Here is a 14925-nt window from a genome sequence, read left to right as displayed (position 1 = left end):
CAGTTTTGTATACTGGTTGGGCTAATTTGATACTCTTCGGCTAACTCCCGAAAGCTGTAGCCTTCGTCAAGTTTGCTAAGAATCATTTGTCGGTAGTCTTTTGAATATGCCATAAGTTTTAGTGTACCACTTTATTCGTTCTTTGACTATAGTTTACCGAGCCAGGCCAATACGGTGGTCACTGACGTCCAGATTAACTCTTTAATTGCTCAGGCGATCGAAACCCATCCCTTAGTGGGTTCAGCGAGAGCCGAACAACAAGCCACTATGGAAGGCATCAATGCGGCTAAGCTAAACCTGTTGCCGACCCCTAGCATTTCAACAAGCTATGGCAACAATGACGATATCGTCTCAGAGGTGGGTATTCGCCAACCTTTATGGACCGGAGGTAGATTAACTGCCAACGTTAACCAAGCCATATTTGATGATAAAGCTGCCACTGAAAATATCTATGCCCAACAAAACCAAGTAGCCAAAACCACTATTGAGGCTTGGCAGACCTACATCAATGCAGTTGCCCAACAGCGCGTTTATTTAGAAACCATTACTCAGTTGCGTAAATTTGAAGAAATGATGCAGCGCCGAGTCAATCAAGGGGTGTCGGCGCGTATTGAGCTGGATCTGGTTACCAACCGTATTTTGCAAGAGACCAATGCTTATGAAGCTGCCAAAGAGCAACAACATATTGCTGAAGCCCGACTGCAACAAATTACAGGGCGGGCATTACCTCGGGGCAGTGAACACAATGTTCCTCAGCTAAGTGCTTTGGTAGATCAAGTAAAAAGAGCTTCTATGGGCTTTGAGAAAATGGCTTTTAACGAAGCCAGTTTTTACAACCCGACTGTAGTGAAAGAAGCGTTCCAGATTGAATCTGCCAAGCAAGAAGTTAAGGCTCAAAGTGCCAGTAAATATCCTGTTGTTTATGCTGAATATAGGCACGAGTATGACCATGATACCAATGAAGGCGACGGCCAGTTTTATGTGGGCTTAAATTATCAGCCAGGCGCTGGGTTCTCGAATTTGGCATTAACTCGGGCTTCTGAAGCACGCGTTAACAGCTTGATTCAGAATAAAGAAGCCGCTCAGCGTCAGGTAATGGAAAATATCCAGATTCAGTATCAGCAATTTGCCAGTGCCAAAAGTCGTGAATTGTCTTTGGTATCTGCAGTAGCCGGGGCACAAATTGTTCTTGACTCTTATCAACGTCAGTTTATCGCGGGGCGCAAGTCGTGGTTAGAAGTGTTAAACGCAGTTCGCGAGCTAAGCGACTATCAAGTAAATTTGGTACAGACTCGCTCAGATATTCTTGGCTCATTTTATAAACTTCAGGTGGATTTTAGCCTGATGCCTTGGCAAGTTTATGCTCATAACCGTCAGCCTGTAAGAATGTTTAATGTTCAAGACCCGGTAAAAGAGTAATGCCAGTCAGTTAAGAGATTTTATAGCGAAATTCTGAAATTCGTTTTTTCTAGAAACCCCTGTTTATGGAGTTCTCTGGTTTTAAAAAACCATATCTCCGCTAAGTCTCTTGTTTAACTGACTGGCATTACGGTAAAAGAGTGGGTTAATAACCAACAGAACAAGGCACAAAGTAAACAGTTTGGATATGGGCAGTCGCCTAAGACACAAGATGAGTATATTGAAGTCAACTTACCAGCTTATCTTGAGCAACAGCTCGATCAAGGTGCTTATATTATGATTGATGAACAAGGCAATCCTACGAGCATTACTGTGGAAAAGTCTGAGCTGAAAAATACTGATGATAACCCAGCTGATAGTAAATAAAAAATAAATCAGCAAAACAATCACACAATCTGCTGCCTGCGATTATAAAAACATTTAATAAGTGATAATTATGAGTACTAACCAATATCGATCAGATAATTTAGAGACAGACAACACAGGGTCACACCATGAGTTGTTGCCTAGCTCTCCTGAAGTGTCTATATCGCAATCCTTAGCTGATGCCTTACGTCATCTTTTGAGTCAGCAAGGTTATCCAGTAGATAATATTCGCCTACAAGATGTGATTAGAAAGCATAATAACCCCAAAGCTGAAGAGCAAGGCCGAGGTATAAATACTCTACGTGGGTTTGTAGGGGTTCTAAGAGGCTTAGGGATTGAGGAGTCTCCAGAGATTCTTCAGCAGCCAGATGCTGCATTTTTGCCTTTGCTGGCTTATCACGCCCACTATGGTTGGGGGATAATCGATGGCAAAAGTCCGCAAGGGGCTTGGAATTTGCGTCAAGAGGCACAAACTCGCCCAGTTACCTTAGATGACTTAAAGCTGGTGATGCGCCTGCGTTTAAAAGAAGACCATATCAAGAAGAAAAACGCGACCTTTACTGAGCTACTAAGAAAAGACTTGTTTAATTATAAAGGGGTGGTAGTAGAAGCGGTAATCGCCTCTTTCTTAATTAACTTCTTAGCTTTAGCAGTTTCTTTGTTCTCGATGCAGGTCTATGATCGAGTTATTCCTACTCGCAGTGAGTACACCTTAATTATTCTGGCCAGTGGGGTAGCTTTAATTATTATCTTCGAAGCTTTTATGAAGTTCGCTCGATCCAAAATCATGGATAAGGTAGTAGTAGGGCTAGATCAGTATTTATCACGTGAAGTATTTCAGCGTTTGTTAAAGGTTCGTATTGATCAAATGCCAGGGTCGGTAGGTTCTATGGCTGCTCAGTTAAGAGGGTATGAGCAGGTACGTAGCTTTTTTACAGCCAGTACCTTATTTGGTCTGGTCGATTTACCAATGACCATTATCTTCATTACTTTGATCGCTTATATTGCCTCACCTTTAGTGGCTTTAGTGCCTATTATCGCCGCCATTATTGCTATAGCTATGGGCTTAAGTGCTCGTAAAAAGATTGACGCCATTGCTGCTGAAGGAGCTTCTGCCTCTTATTATAAAACGGGTTTGTTGGTAGAAACGGTAGAAGGGGTTGAGACCATTAAAGCCGGCGCGGGCAGTTGGAAGTTTTTATCGCGTTGGCTTGATGTGATGAATGTCACTATTAAAAATGACCTGGATATGAAGCATGCCAATGATAACTTGAGTTATTTTGCACAAATGCTACAGCAGGCCAGTTATGTGGGCATTGTAATCACCGGCTCATTCGTAGTGATGAGAGGGGACATGACTATGGGTGGCTTGATTGCTTCCTCTATTCTAGGCGGACGAGTATTGGCCCCAGTGATGTCCATTCCCAACTTATTGGTGCAGTATTCTCATGCCAAAGCCGCTAAGGGTATGATCGAGTCTATCTTTGCTCTTGAGCAAGACAACCATGGTGTAAACTATCCTTTATCACCGACTAAGATTAAGGGTCATTATCAGGTCGATGACATGGTATTTAACTATGCAGGCAATGATCGTCCTGCAGTAACTATCAAAAAACTGGTTATTCAGCCCGGTGAGCGAATAGCCATTTTGGGCCCAATTGGATCAGGTAAATCAACACTATTAAAATTACTTTCTGGACTATATGCGCCAACTTCTGGTCGTATCCTAATAGATGGGTTAGACATTCAACAAATCAGTCGTGAGTCGTTAAGTGAGCAAATAGGGTACTTACAGCAAGATCACCGTTTGTTCCAAGGCACCTTGCGTGAAAACTTACTTATCGGCATGCCAGCGCCCAATGATGATGTGCTGCATGATGCCCTCCAAAAAACAGGTCTTATTAATTTAGTCTCGAACCACTCAAGCGGTCTGGATTTACCCATTAGTGAGGGGGGACGCGGCTTATCAGGCGGACAAAAACAGTTGGTGGCTTTTACCCGATTGCTATTAACCAAACCTTCGGTATTCTTGATAGATGAGCCTACGGCTTCGATGGATAACCGTCAGGAACAGCGCTGTATACAAGTGTTACGAAATGAGCTGCAACACGGTCAAACTTTGGTGGTTTCAACTCACAAGACAGCTTTATTGGATTTGGTAGATCGCATTATTATTATGGATAACCATCAAATTGTGATGGATGGGGCCAAAGAAGCGGTCCTTAAACAGCTTATACAGAATGAGCAAGCCAAGCGACAAGGTGGTCCAACTAGAGTAACTCAGCAGGACGCTCCAAGAGCGGCAATTAAAGCCTCACCACAGGCGCCAAAGCCTCAGGGTCCACAGCATCCACAAGCACCGAATGATAACCCTGGTGATGGAGCTAGAGGACAAGGTGACCAAAATGAACTGAGTTCTAACGGACAGCCACAGTCGACCACACAGAACCGAGATAGTAGCGCACAAAGTAAGATTCAAGGTAATGATCAAGGCGAAGTTGCAGGTATTGCAAAATCGAAGATTATCATTAAGCCACCTTCAGAAAGAAGTAGTACGGATTCTCAGGCGACTGATTCTGTCAACGGTAACAATAGGGGTGCGAGGGAAACTCAGGCTACCACAAACGATACTGCAGCCTCTCAACCGCAGCCATCAACTGAGGCTAAGCACAACACCATTATTATTAACCCCACATCTGAAGAGAAATAGGCATGTCTGAATATCAATATACTCCCACTAAGCCAAAAATTGGCCGTGCTCGTCTCACAATCTGGATTGCCCTTATAGGCATCACGATACTTCTAGTGTGGGCCTACTTTGCCAAAATTGACCAAGTAACCCGTGCCAAAGCCACGGTGATTGCTAGTGCTCGAACTCAGCAGATACAGGCGTCTGATGGGGGCATCCTTACTGAGATCTTGGTTTCAGAAGGGGATGAGGTGAAAAAGGGACAGCTTTTAGTGGTGCTAGAAGAGGAGCGAGCAAAAGCAGCTTATGACAGCTCTGCCACTAAATCTGCTGCGTTGGAGGCTCAGTTAGCCCGATTGAATGCTGAAATCTTCGATCGTCCTTTAACCTTTCCTGATAGTGTGCGCAAGTATCCTGAATATGTAGAAAACCAAACTCAGCTCTATAATCGTCGTAGACAGGCCATTAATGAAGAGGTTTCCTCGTTAGAAAAAATGCTGGTTCTGGCAAAAAGAGAGCTGGATATGAACGAGCCATTGTTGGAGTATGGGGATGTGAGTCAAGCCGATGTGATTAAGCTACGTCGCCAAGTCGCTGAAATTGAGGCTCAGATTAACAACAAGCGTAATAAATACTTCGAAGAAGCCCAGGCAGAAATGACCAAAGCTCAAGAAGAGCTTGATAGTGAGCTTGAGCAACTGCGCGACCGAACACAGGTACTTGAAGAAAAACGCTTATTGTCTCCTCAAGACGGTAAGGTGAATAACATTAATATCACAACTATTGGCGGGGTTGTTAAGCCTGGTGAAGTGATTATGGAATTACTACCTACCAGCAGTGATCTTATTGTCGAAGCCAAAGTAAGCCCAGGTGATATTGCTTATGTGAAAGAGGGTCAGACCGCCTCCGTTAAATTAGATGCTTATGACTTCTCTATATTTGGGGCGATGAATGGCAAGGTGACTTATATCAGTCCAGATACCTTAATGGAGCAAACTCCAAAAGGGGAAGAGCCTTATTACCGCGTTCTTATTCAAATTGGTAAGGCAGAGTTTGCCGGCCGAGCTGATGAAATTGTTATCAAGCCGGGTATGACTGCCAGTGTTGATATTAAAGCTATGGAGCGTAGTGTTCTGTCTTACTTAACCAAGCCGATCACTAAGACCTTATCTGAGGGCTTAGGGGAGCGCTAATAACACCTATAGCCCTTTGTTAGATCTTTAGAGGTAAAAATAAAAAAGATAGGTAGATAGCTAGGGAGGGTTTAATAAGTGATATGCTCCGAATAACTGGGTGTTAAACCTGCTTTTGTGGAAGTTTTTGAAATAAATTCAATTTTTTGCAAAAAAGGTTTGACACACAGTTTTAAATGTATATAATACACACCCACAGAGCGAGAGCTCAGGGTGATTAGCTCAGTTGGTAGAGCGTCTGCCTTACACGCAGAATGTCGGCAGTTCGAGCCTGTCATCACCCACCACTATTTAGAAACAACCACTTCCTTTAGAAAGTGGCTAAATATTCTAAAGCGACCTAAGCAGCGGTAGTTCAGTTGGTTAGAATACCGGCCTGTCACGCCGGGGGTCGCGGGTTCGAGTCCCGTCCGCTGCGCCATATTTTAAACTTAGTGTTTAGAACAAAGTTTCAACCTCAAGTATTAATTTACTTGAGGTTTTTTTGTGTCTTCTAATTCTGCCCACTGCATTATTGATTTTATTTTTTCAGTGCAGTGCGTGCTAAACATCTCTTATAAAATCAACAACAAAAAACAATGGTATCCGCACTACGCATTATCTATTCTATTAACTGTGTTCTATTATGACGAGCGTATAAATAAGGCTTCTCTAAACCAAGTCTAAACCAAGAAAATTTTTAAAAATTGAATCAATAAAATATCTAATAAAACAAACAAAATAATAGGTGACCTATGCAGCATTTTTATCCTCTATATTTAGCCAATAAAGCCCATGAAGGCGCAGATGAGGCATTAGAAGTAGTCAATAAGTATGATCAACAAATCGTGGCTGAGGTGGCCCGTGCCGATGAAGAGCTGTTAGAACAGGCCATTGCTGCAGGGGTCCAAGCCATTCCGGCCATGCAATCCTTAAAATCCTATCAAAAGCAGCGTATTTTGCTGGACTGTGTGGCCAAATTTAATGAAAGGTTTGATGAATTTACGGAAGCATTAATTGCTGAAGGGGGTAAGCCAGAAGGGGCTGCTAAAGCAGAAGTTAAACGTTTAATTGCCACTTTCCAGTTTGCCGCTGATGCGGTAACCACCTTGTCTGAAGGCGAGGTTATTCCGTTAGAGGTCACAGAAGCTGGTGCAGGGTATCGCGGCTTTAGTAAAAGAGTACCTATTGGGCTGTGCGGCTTTGTCTCTCCTTTTAATTTCCCGCTAAACTTAGTGGCTCATAAAATAGCCCCAGCCATTGCTGCAGGGTGTCCTTTTATTCTAAAACCGGCAAGCTATACGCCTATTGGTGCCCTGTTAATTGCTGAAATATTGGCCGAGACAGATTTGCCTGAAGGGGCTTTCTCAATCCTACCTATGTCATCAAAGGTTGCCGATAAGTTAGTCACCGATGAGCGTATCAAACTATTGTCGTTCACAGGTTCTGATAAAGTAGGTTGGGACATGAAAGCACGGGCCGGTAAGAAAAAGGTAGTGTTAGAGCTGGGCGGGAATGCAGCGGTGATGATTGAGCCAGATGCAGATTTAGAAACCGCTCTGCCTAGAGTGATTACCGGCGGATATAGTCAAGCAGGTCAGGTATGTATCAGCGTGCAGCGGGTACTTATTCATAAAGATATTTACTCACAAGTTAAAGACAAGCTTGTGGCCTTGGCCAAAAAAGTCAAAGCCGGCGACCCTAGCGATGCTGATGTGGTGATTGGTCCTATGATCGATAAAGCAGAGTTAGAGCGTATTGATCAATGGATTAAAGAGGCAGTACAAGAAGGGGCCACGCTGTTATGTGGCGGTGAGGCTGAAGGCCTAGTTATGAATGCCACCATTCTTGAGAATGTGAGTCATGAGTCTAAGCTATATAAGGACGAAGCTTTTGGTCCTGTAATGATTTTAGAAGCTTATGATGATTTCGATAAAGGAGTCGAGCTTGCCAATGACAGTCGCTTTGGGTTACAAGTCGGGGTATATACCTCTAGTATCAAAAAAGCCATGCAGGCTTGGGATACTATTGAAGCGGGCGGGGTAATTATTAATGATGTGCCTACATTCCGAGTTGATAATATGCCCTACGGCGGCGTAAAAGACTCTGGCTTTGGCCGTGAAGGGGTCAAATACGCTATTGAGGATATGACAGAAATACGTTTGATGGTAGTAAAAGACTAGGGGTGGCCTATACCTAAAGACATGTTTACAGTCATCAGTAAGTCATTATTTTGTCAGTAATTGATATATAAGTAGCTGATATAAATAACTTATTTATAAATAATAAAAAAGCAGCCTTATTCTATGATAGGGCTGCTTTTTTTAGTAAAGAGTTTTTAATGCGACGATTTTTGAAACTTAAGGATTTGCCATAACTCTTCTTCATTGGCGACTATATCGGCAAGGGTATAGCTGTCCATAACTTGCAAAAAGGCTTGAGTCGCCTGATAAAATACTGACTTTAATTTACAAACTGGGGTTATCTCGCATATTTCAGCCGGTTTTTTAGGTATTTTGACAGGTTGGGGCTCAGCACTATTGCCCGTTAATTTTGTGGTGACTTGAGCAAAGCAGGGCACTAATTGAAAGTCAGGCTCTGTTTGACGAATGACTTCACCAAGAATAATGTCTTCAGCAGGCTTTGCCAAACGGATTCCGCCATTTTTACCGCGAATACTTTCAATATAACCAATTTGAGCCAGTTGATGAATGATTTTAGTCAAATGACTGCGAGAGATTTGATAGCTATTGGCAATGTCGGTTATTGTTGCCAACGTTTCACGCTCAGGAATGACCGCAAGATACATCAAGGTGCGTAACGCGTAATCACTATAGTTGGTAAGGCGCATATATTTTACCCCTTAGATAAAAATGAAATACAATAAAAATTGAAGGTTTTAATCGCTTTATTTATTTTGGCTTTGGTCAATACTGTTATAATTATCGTTAATACGCTTTTGGCGTGAGGCAACAGATAGGTAGTGATCGTTATGCTAAATTATATATTGATAGCTCATTTATTAGGAGCGACAATTTGGACTGGAGGGCATTTAATATTATCTCTGGTGGTGCTGCCAAAAGCCTTAAAAGCTCAAGAGCTGGCAGGTTTAATGGCTTTTGAAGAGCAGTTTGAAAAAATAGGAATGCCGGCCTTGGTGTTGCAAATTATAACAGGGCTGTGGATGGCCTACAGGCTGCTGCCTGATGTTAGTTTATGGTTTGGTTTTGACAATGATTTAAGTGTATTAATCACTACGAAATTAGTCCTATTGGCGGCTACATTTTTGGTTGCATTGCACGCCAGATTTACAGTTATACCCACTTTGTCAGTCGCTAGATTGGGCTTTTTTGCCCTACATATTATGGCCGTTACGCTATTGTCTGTGAGCTTTGTTGTCGTCGGCTCATTATTTAGAACAGGGCTAAGTTAATTATAACAAATTGACTCAGTCTTTATAATTAACTTGCCCCTGTAAATAAAATTAACCAAATAAACCATCGCCTCTAGGTTTGGCAAGGATAGCCAAATAACTGAAGCAAAATAAGATAAAGCAGCCTATCCAAGCACTTTGAGCCAGCATAATCCACATCAAGTAAGCGTCAGTGGCAATCAGTGGCATGATTACTCTAAATACAAAAGCCAGTGCCATCAAAGCGAACATAAAGTTCAGAGTTTTTGGGGGCGAATGAATGCTGCGACCGGTATGTCCCAAAGAAACTCTCGCCATCATCGCTACGGTCATCATGCCCACACCGGATAAGGCTAAAGCGTGGACCGCAATGCTGTGATTAAAGGCGAGCCAAGGTTGAAGGGCGAACAAAAAGAAGCTAATACACACACCTAAAAAGGCTACGAACAGCGACCAAAGTAAAGGTTTTTGCCACAATCTAGGATGATACCAACCGATGAGGCGTAGAGAGTTGACGAGAGTCACAATAAAGGCGCTTGTGCTTACCAAATAAGGGTTGGGATAAAAGACATCGGCAATCATAAATATCAAAAATGAGCCAAGACTTAACACATCTAAGGCTTTACTGTTTTTGACACTAACTTCTTGATTGCTATCGAAGCTGAGACCGCGCTCAATAAAGAAGGGGACTACTCGGCGACCAATGGTGAGCACTATCCCCATAACCAAATATAGCCCCAAATAGACCCCAATACGCAAATAGTCCTGATCTGCTGTAAAAATTCCCCAATAACACAAGCCATTACCTATCGTCAGTAACACCAGCTTAGAGATAATCCCCATCTGCTTATATTGCTTAACCGCCATGACCGCCTTAATAATCACCCAAGCAGTCAGTCCCATAAATAGCAGGTCAAAAATGATGGCCACAGCCAGCCAGACAGGAAAGGCAGTTAACCCTAGGCCTAATGCGGCCCAAGCTATACGGGCAAGTAGCCAACAGCCAAAGATGGCCCCTAAACGATAACCATAGGGCATCATCATCCCTGTCCAGGTCTTAACTGCGGTTAATAAAAATCCAGCAATAATGGCCATGGCATAGCCATAAAGCATCTCATGCGCATGCCAATAAAAAGGATTAATTTTGGCAGCATTAATTTGGGTGTGGCCGAGAAAGATAAACATCCACAGTGCTATAATAAGGATAGCAAAAATGGCACCCCCACTAAAAAATATACGGAAGCCTAAATTTAAAATAGGATGAGGGGAGTAAGGGGGCTTATTTGGGGGCTGAATCTGTAACATATAGCGCCTCTGATAAGGTAATAAATGAACACGCTAAAATAGGGAGTTATAGGTATGAATGAGTTTTAAAACATACATATAAAATGAATGTTATTATTATACCCAGTTCTTAGTCATATTGATAGCGTATTGATTTACCTTTATGAGCACCAATAATAAATAACAACAGCAATAAAAAACCCCTAGATGATGTTAGTCAAATAGGGGGTGGAGAAAGCGAAATTACGGTTTTAGTTATTATTGTTATAAGACAAGGTTGAAGTTTATATCTTAACAGTTAATCCTTATAAATCAAAGGGTTATAACAAGGATTGATAATAAGCAACTGGCAGATATTATAAGCTAAAATCATTATAAAGTAAATGATAGTAATTATCATTAATGGGTTAGTTGATTAAAGTTTGCCTCTCTATCTTAGTAGAGTAATTTGTTATCATAGCCACAATCTAACGGCTATAAAAAAGAGTTTATAAAAGGATAAGTCTGTGTCAAACCAAGTGTACGATGTCACTCTTAGCGATAATGAGTTAATGCGTTATTCGCGTCAGATACTGCTACCCAGCTGGGATATCTCCTCTCAAGAGCGATTAAAGTCCAGCACCGTGGTTATGTTGGGGGCAGGGGGACTGGGCTGTCCTGTGTCAGAGACTTTGGCTCGCGCAGGAGTTGGCGCAATCCATCTTATTGATGACGATGTTATTGAGCCGAGTAATCTACAGCGTCAAACCTTATTTACAGTAGAGGATGTGGGTCAAGGTAAAGCCAAAACAGCGTATGAGGCGTTATTAAAAATCAACTCATTTGTGAAGGTAAGTTATGCTGATCAACGCTTGACTGCTGACAATGCCACCTCGTTGTTATTGGTCGATAAGGCCAAAGCCAGCAATGCCCCTTTTTTACTGCTGGACTGTACCGATAACTTCGCCGCCAGAGAGTTACTGAATCAGGTCAGTGTGGCGCACAATATTCCTTTATTGTCAGCGTCTGCTATTGGTATGTCTGGGCAATTGGCCTTATATGAGCCAAGCAAACAAAATGGGTGTTATCACTGTGTATTTGGTGAGGCGCTAGAGTCTGAAGCATCTGACAGCAGCCAGACTCAGACTTGTGCAAATTCAGGCGTGCTGGCAAGTACCACTACGATCATGGGTAATTTACAGGCCAATGCTGCGCTGCAGTACTTAGGCCGAGGACACAATCCATTACAAGGTCAATTATTGATTTGGGACGGCAGCGCCATGACCCAGCACAAACTGCGTTATCGACAAGATAAGAAATGCCGAGTTTGTGCAAGTTAACTTAAGGTCTTGGTAAAACATTAGATTAAGATTAAGATTCAGTCTCAGGTTTAAAACTGAATATACTCTTTCACTAAGGGGCTAAGATCAATCTCAACCCCTAAGTTAACCAGATTCCAGTATTGTCCAGACACTGTACGATCTACCATCATCGTCGAGGCTGAGGGCTGAAATTGCTTAAAGTATTTTAGCCCTTGTTTGGCTTGGCCTATCACCTCATGGTGAATATTACTGTTGCCAAAGTCAAAGGGCCCAGTGTGGTAAGGAGCGATAGATAGAGGGGTTAGTCCTATTTGCAGCCACTTTTCATAAAAGCTACCCGGCACCAATACCTCATCCTCTCGGCGAATGCCCAACGTCACCAAATCTTGCTCTAGTGCGGTAACGTCTCCTTTTAAAGCATGCAGGGCAAAGCGTCTAAATAATTGAACTTCAGCATCACTATAGGTTCGAATACCGCCGAAGTCATAGGCAATAACGCTGCCATCGGGACGAAAAGCAAAGTTACCTGGGTGAGGATCACAGTGCATACGATACAGCTCAAACAGCTGACCGGCACTAAAGTGAAATAGGCGAGTGGCAATTTTTTGTTTTATCTCATTATCCCAAGTGGCGGCAACACTTAACGGCTCACCTAACTCCTCAGTGAGGGTTAAAATACGTTTGGTAGAGTGGCTTTTAATAACCTTGGGAATGATTAACCCGGGGTCATCGGCATGAAAAGCACCAAATATGGCTAAGTTTTGAGCCTCTTTTAGGTAATCTAGTTCGTCTTTTAGACTGTCACGTATTTCGGCAAATATCTGGTCTTGTAATTCGCGGCTCATGCTTAACACGCCGGTCATCTTTAGCGCCATTCTGACTTGTTTTAAGTCACTGTCACAATTTTTATCGACATCTGGATACTGAACCTTGACTACCACGGCCTGACCACTGGGCAGGACTGCTTTGTGCACTTGTCCGATAGAAGCGGCTGCGAACGGCTGCTCTTCAAAATCAAGGTAGGCCTCCTCAATAGGCATACCAAGCTCGCGCTCCACTTGCGACTTAATTTGGGAATAAGGCATAGGCGGAGCATTGTTTTGTAGCTTCTCTAAGGCGGCGGCAACTTCAGGCGGAAATACCTCTTTGTACTGCGAAGCGATTTGACCCACTTTCATGACCGCCCCCTTCATCTCGCCCAAAGTTTCGGCGATCTGAATGCCTACATCTTGTAGCATTTGTGAGCGCGCTTCTGCTCGCTTATTTTCATCGGTTGAAAGGCTTTTGATAGAGTTTTTTGCTGCTTTACCCGCGATGCTTGCCGTCATGCCGGCAAGTTTCATAAAACGTTTGCTTGAGGATGCCATAATATATTGCCTTAACCCTTAATCGGGGTATTAAAAGGGGGACAAGTGTTCAAAAAATACCAAAACAATAGTCATTATTATAGGTCATTTGCTGGCCCATATCGTTAGTGTAGCGTTGGCTAATTATTACTTATTCGGAAGTGCCTTAGACAGCTATAGAAGTGCTTATGGCTTATAAAAGCTCTCTATAAAATAGTTTAGCGCCATATCATAGCCTAAGTCACCTAAGCCGCATATTACGCCCACTGCTTTATCACTAAAATAAGAGTGCTCTCTAAAAGGCTCACGGCTGTGGATGTTGGAGAGATGCACCTCTACAAAAGGCTTATTGGTGGCCAATAAAGCGTCGCGCAGAGCCACTGAAGTATGGGTAAAGGCTGCGGGGTTAATGATAACTGCATCAATTTTATCTTCGCTATCCGCCAATAAGCCATGATGTTGCACAGCATCTACCAGGTCACCTTCATGGTTGGATTGGATGCTAATTAGCTCAATATGGTGTTTTTCAGCAGTGTTATTTAGACGCTGCTCGATATCTTGCAGAGTGGTGTGCCCATAGATTTCAGGCTCACGTAATCCCAATAAATTTAAATTGGGGCCGTTAATTAATAAAATTCTACGATAAACTGGCTGTGATAGAGGCTGGGTCATAATAAACTCGATAAAAATAGCGGTTATAAAGTCAAACTTTATCTTTAGCTTAAAAATTTGGTCTGAGTAATAATTATAATACTATACCGAGCTTTATATCATTAATATTGACTAAGTACAGATATTTAAAGGCATTAGTCGCTAAAAGATGAAAAAAAGGTTAAAAAAATAGCAAGATAGTGTGAAAGTTATGTTAAAACACTTTGTGTTAATAAAATGGCGTGCTATGATTAGTTTTAGATAACAAACATGTCTGTAATGTAACAGAAATAGAAATATGCGGTTTTAATATTTTTATAAATTAACAACTGACTCTAAAGTTGTGAGCATTATAAGGTCTATGTTGGTTACTAGTGGCCAATAGCCACTTCTTATACCCAGTATAGGCATTTTAGGCCTTGAGCCTACATGCTTTATTAATTGGGGTTTAATTGAAGTTTTGTTAATTAAGTTTTAGGAAGTAGATTATGTCAGCTCGTGAGCAAGGTACTGTTAAGTGGTTTAATGATGCAAAAGGATTTGGCTTTATTCAACGTGAAAGCGGTGAGGATATCTTCGTTCATTTCCGCGCTATTCAAGGTGACGGCTATCGTTCACTTCAGGATGGCCAAAAAGTAGAGTTTGTGGTTACTGAAGGTGAAAAAGGCTTACAAGCTGAAGAAGTTACTAAAATAGACGCTTAATATAAATTCAATATTTCAGAGGTTGATAAGTTTTATTGGCCTGCCTGTTTATTGATCCAAAAGTCAATGTGTCAAATCTTAATAGCATTCATGCTAAATTGGATTTGATATGTTGGCTTTTTTTATCACCAGTCGCCGTAAAACCACCCACTTCAGGGGGTGGATATAAGGCGACATACACTGTCGTAAGAAGCAGTTAAAGGGTTGTAAGTTAAAATCAACCTCGCCATACTGAATATATGAAAACACTCAAGCTACGCATTAAAGACAAACACATAAAAGAGTTGAATCGTCTAAGCGGTTCAGTGAACTTCGTGTGGAACTATGTTAATGCACTTTGCTTTGAGCATCTAAAACGTACCGGTAAGTTTTTTAGTGCTTATGATTTAAACCAGTACACCAAAGGAAGCGGTGAGTATTTAGGACTACACAGTCAAACACTGCAAGCCATCAATGAAACTCACGCCAAGGCGCGTAAGCAGTTTAAAAAAGCCAAACTTAACTGGCGCAGCAATCGTCCTGATGCAAAACGCAAAACACTGGGCTGGATACCTTTTAAAAAGTCTGCTATCAAATACCTA

At 42.1% G+C, this 14925-nt stretch carries 11 protein-coding genes, 2 tRNA genes and 1 pseudogene; 10 read left to right on the top strand and 4 right to left on the bottom strand.

Annotated elements, in window-relative coordinates; translation table 11 throughout:
• Window positions 1–174 precede the first annotated feature (174 nt).
• The 6 genes from A1019T_RS08510 to A1019T_RS08485 all read left to right on the top strand — a co-directional run bounded on the left by A1019T_RS08510 (window position 175) and on the right by A1019T_RS08485 (window position 7829).
• Window positions 175–1419, top strand: a complete 1245-nt coding sequence (locus A1019T_RS08510; RefSeq protein ID WP_244156593.1) for a TolC family protein — start codon at window positions 175–177, stop codon at window positions 1417–1419.
• Between the two features lie 436 nt (window positions 1420–1855).
• Complete coding sequence (locus A1019T_RS08505) at window positions 1856–4495, top strand: type I secretion system permease/ATPase (RefSeq protein ID WP_077451276.1); 2640 nt, start codon at window positions 1856–1858, stop codon at window positions 4493–4495.
• 2 nt (window positions 4496–4497) lie between these two features.
• Window positions 4498–5667, top strand: a complete 1170-nt coding sequence (locus tag A1019T_RS08500; RefSeq protein WP_077451275.1) for an HlyD family type I secretion periplasmic adaptor subunit — start codon at window positions 4498–4500, stop codon at window positions 5665–5667.
• Window positions 5668–5878: 211 nt separating this feature from the next.
• Window positions 5879–5954 (top strand) — tRNA-Val (locus A1019T_RS08495).
• A gap of 57 nt (window positions 5955–6011) precedes the next feature.
• Window positions 6012–6088, top strand: a tRNA-Asp gene (locus A1019T_RS08490).
• Between the two features lie 313 nt (window positions 6089–6401).
• Window positions 6402–7829: an aldehyde dehydrogenase family protein gene (locus tag A1019T_RS08485; RefSeq protein ID WP_077451274.1), complete on the top strand. Its 1428-nt coding sequence runs from the start codon at window positions 6402–6404 to the stop codon at window positions 7827–7829.
• 155 nt (window positions 7830–7984) lie between these two features.
• On the opposite strand, the gene A1019T_RS08480 is transcribed toward A1019T_RS08485, so the two are convergent.
• Window positions 7985–8497 carry an Rrf2 family transcriptional regulator gene (locus A1019T_RS08480; protein ID WP_077451273.1) on the bottom strand — a complete coding sequence of 171 codons (513 nt, stop codon included), beginning with the start codon at window positions 8495–8497 and terminating at the stop codon, window positions 7985–7987.
• A gap of 141 nt (window positions 8498–8638) precedes the next feature.
• Here A1019T_RS08480 and A1019T_RS08475 point away from each other — a divergent pair, with 141 nt between their 5' ends.
• The gene (locus A1019T_RS08475; protein WP_077451272.1) at window positions 8639–9079 is read left to right on the top strand and encodes a CopD family protein; all 441 of its coding nucleotides are present in this window, start codon (window positions 8639–8641) and stop codon (window positions 9077–9079) included.
• A gap of 51 nt (window positions 9080–9130) precedes the next feature.
• On the opposite strand, the gene A1019T_RS08470 is transcribed toward A1019T_RS08475, so the two are convergent.
• The gene (locus A1019T_RS08470) at window positions 9131–10363 is read right to left on the bottom strand and encodes an NnrS family protein (RefSeq protein ID WP_077451271.1); all 1233 of its coding nucleotides are present in this window, start codon (window positions 10361–10363) and stop codon (window positions 9131–9133) included.
• A gap of 530 nt (window positions 10364–10893) precedes the next feature.
• Between A1019T_RS08470 and A1019T_RS08465 the strand changes: the two genes are divergently transcribed.
• Window positions 10894–11661, top strand: a complete 768-nt coding sequence (locus A1019T_RS08465) for a HesA/MoeB/ThiF family protein (protein ID WP_208608055.1) — start codon at window positions 10894–10896, stop codon at window positions 11659–11661.
• Window positions 11662–11711: 50 nt separating this feature from the next.
• Here the strand turns inward: A1019T_RS08465 and A1019T_RS08460 are convergent, their stop codons facing one another.
• Window positions 11712–13010, bottom strand: coding sequence for an AarF/ABC1/UbiB kinase family protein (locus tag A1019T_RS08460; RefSeq protein ID WP_077451269.1), 1299 nt, complete (start codon window positions 13008–13010; stop codon window positions 11712–11714).
• A gap of 165 nt (window positions 13011–13175) precedes the next feature.
• Complete coding sequence (aroQ, locus tag A1019T_RS08455) at window positions 13176–13661, bottom strand: type II 3-dehydroquinate dehydratase (RefSeq protein WP_077451268.1); 486 nt, start codon at window positions 13659–13661, stop codon at window positions 13176–13178.
• 467 nt (window positions 13662–14128) lie between these two features.
• Between aroQ and A1019T_RS08450 the strand changes: the two genes are divergently transcribed.
• Both A1019T_RS08450 and A1019T_RS08445 read left to right on the top strand, forming a co-directional pair.
• Entirely contained in the window at window positions 14129–14344 is a 216-nt protein-coding gene (locus A1019T_RS08450) for a cold-shock protein (RefSeq protein WP_037032066.1), read from the top strand.
• Window positions 14345–14583: 239 nt separating this feature from the next.
• Window positions 14584–14925, top strand: a pseudogene (locus tag A1019T_RS08445) (RNA-guided endonuclease InsQ/TnpB family protein); the annotation flags it as partial.

It is taken from the genome of Psychrobacter piechaudii, from assembly GCF_900162825.1.
In the GTDB taxonomy this organism is placed as follows: Bacteria; Pseudomonadota; Gammaproteobacteria; order Pseudomonadales; family Moraxellaceae; genus Psychrobacter; species Psychrobacter piechaudii.
Note: the sequence above shows the minus strand (reverse complement) of the source record. Positions and strands in the feature narration are given on the sequence as shown.

Bases quoted from the DNA above. Each gene is read 5' to 3' on its own strand.
- A1019T_RS08460 (WP_077451269.1), bottom strand. From the start codon at position 13,010: ATGGCATCCTCAAGCAAACGTTTTATGAAACTTGCCGGCATGACGGCA.
- A1019T_RS08475 (WP_077451272.1), top strand. From the start codon at position 8,639: ATGCTAAATTATATATTGATAGCTCATTTATTAGGAGCGACAATTTGG.
- A1019T_RS08500 (WP_077451275.1), top strand. From the start codon at position 4,498: ATGTCTGAATATCAATATACTCCCACTAAGCCAAAAATTGGCCGTGCT.
- A1019T_RS08465 (WP_208608055.1), top strand. From the start codon at position 10,894: ATGCGTTATTCGCGTCAGATACTGCTACCCAGCTGGGATATCTCCTCT.
- aroQ (WP_077451268.1), bottom strand. From the start codon at position 13,661: ATGACCCAGCCTCTATCACAGCCAGTTTATCGTAGAATTTTATTAATT.
- A1019T_RS08505 (WP_077451276.1), top strand. From the start codon at position 1,856: ATGAGTACTAACCAATATCGATCAGATAATTTAGAGACAGACAACACA.
- A1019T_RS08485 (WP_077451274.1), top strand. From the start codon at position 6,402: ATGCAGCATTTTTATCCTCTATATTTAGCCAATAAAGCCCATGAAGGC.
- A1019T_RS08480 (WP_077451273.1), bottom strand. From the start codon at position 8,497: ATGCGCCTTACCAACTATAGTGATTACGCGTTACGCACCTTGATGTAT.
- A1019T_RS08450 (WP_037032066.1), top strand. From the start codon at position 14,129: ATGTCAGCTCGTGAGCAAGGTACTGTTAAGTGGTTTAATGATGCAAAA.
- A1019T_RS08470 (WP_077451271.1), bottom strand. From the start codon at position 10,363: ATGTTACAGATTCAGCCCCCAAATAAGCCCCCTTACTCCCCTCATCCT.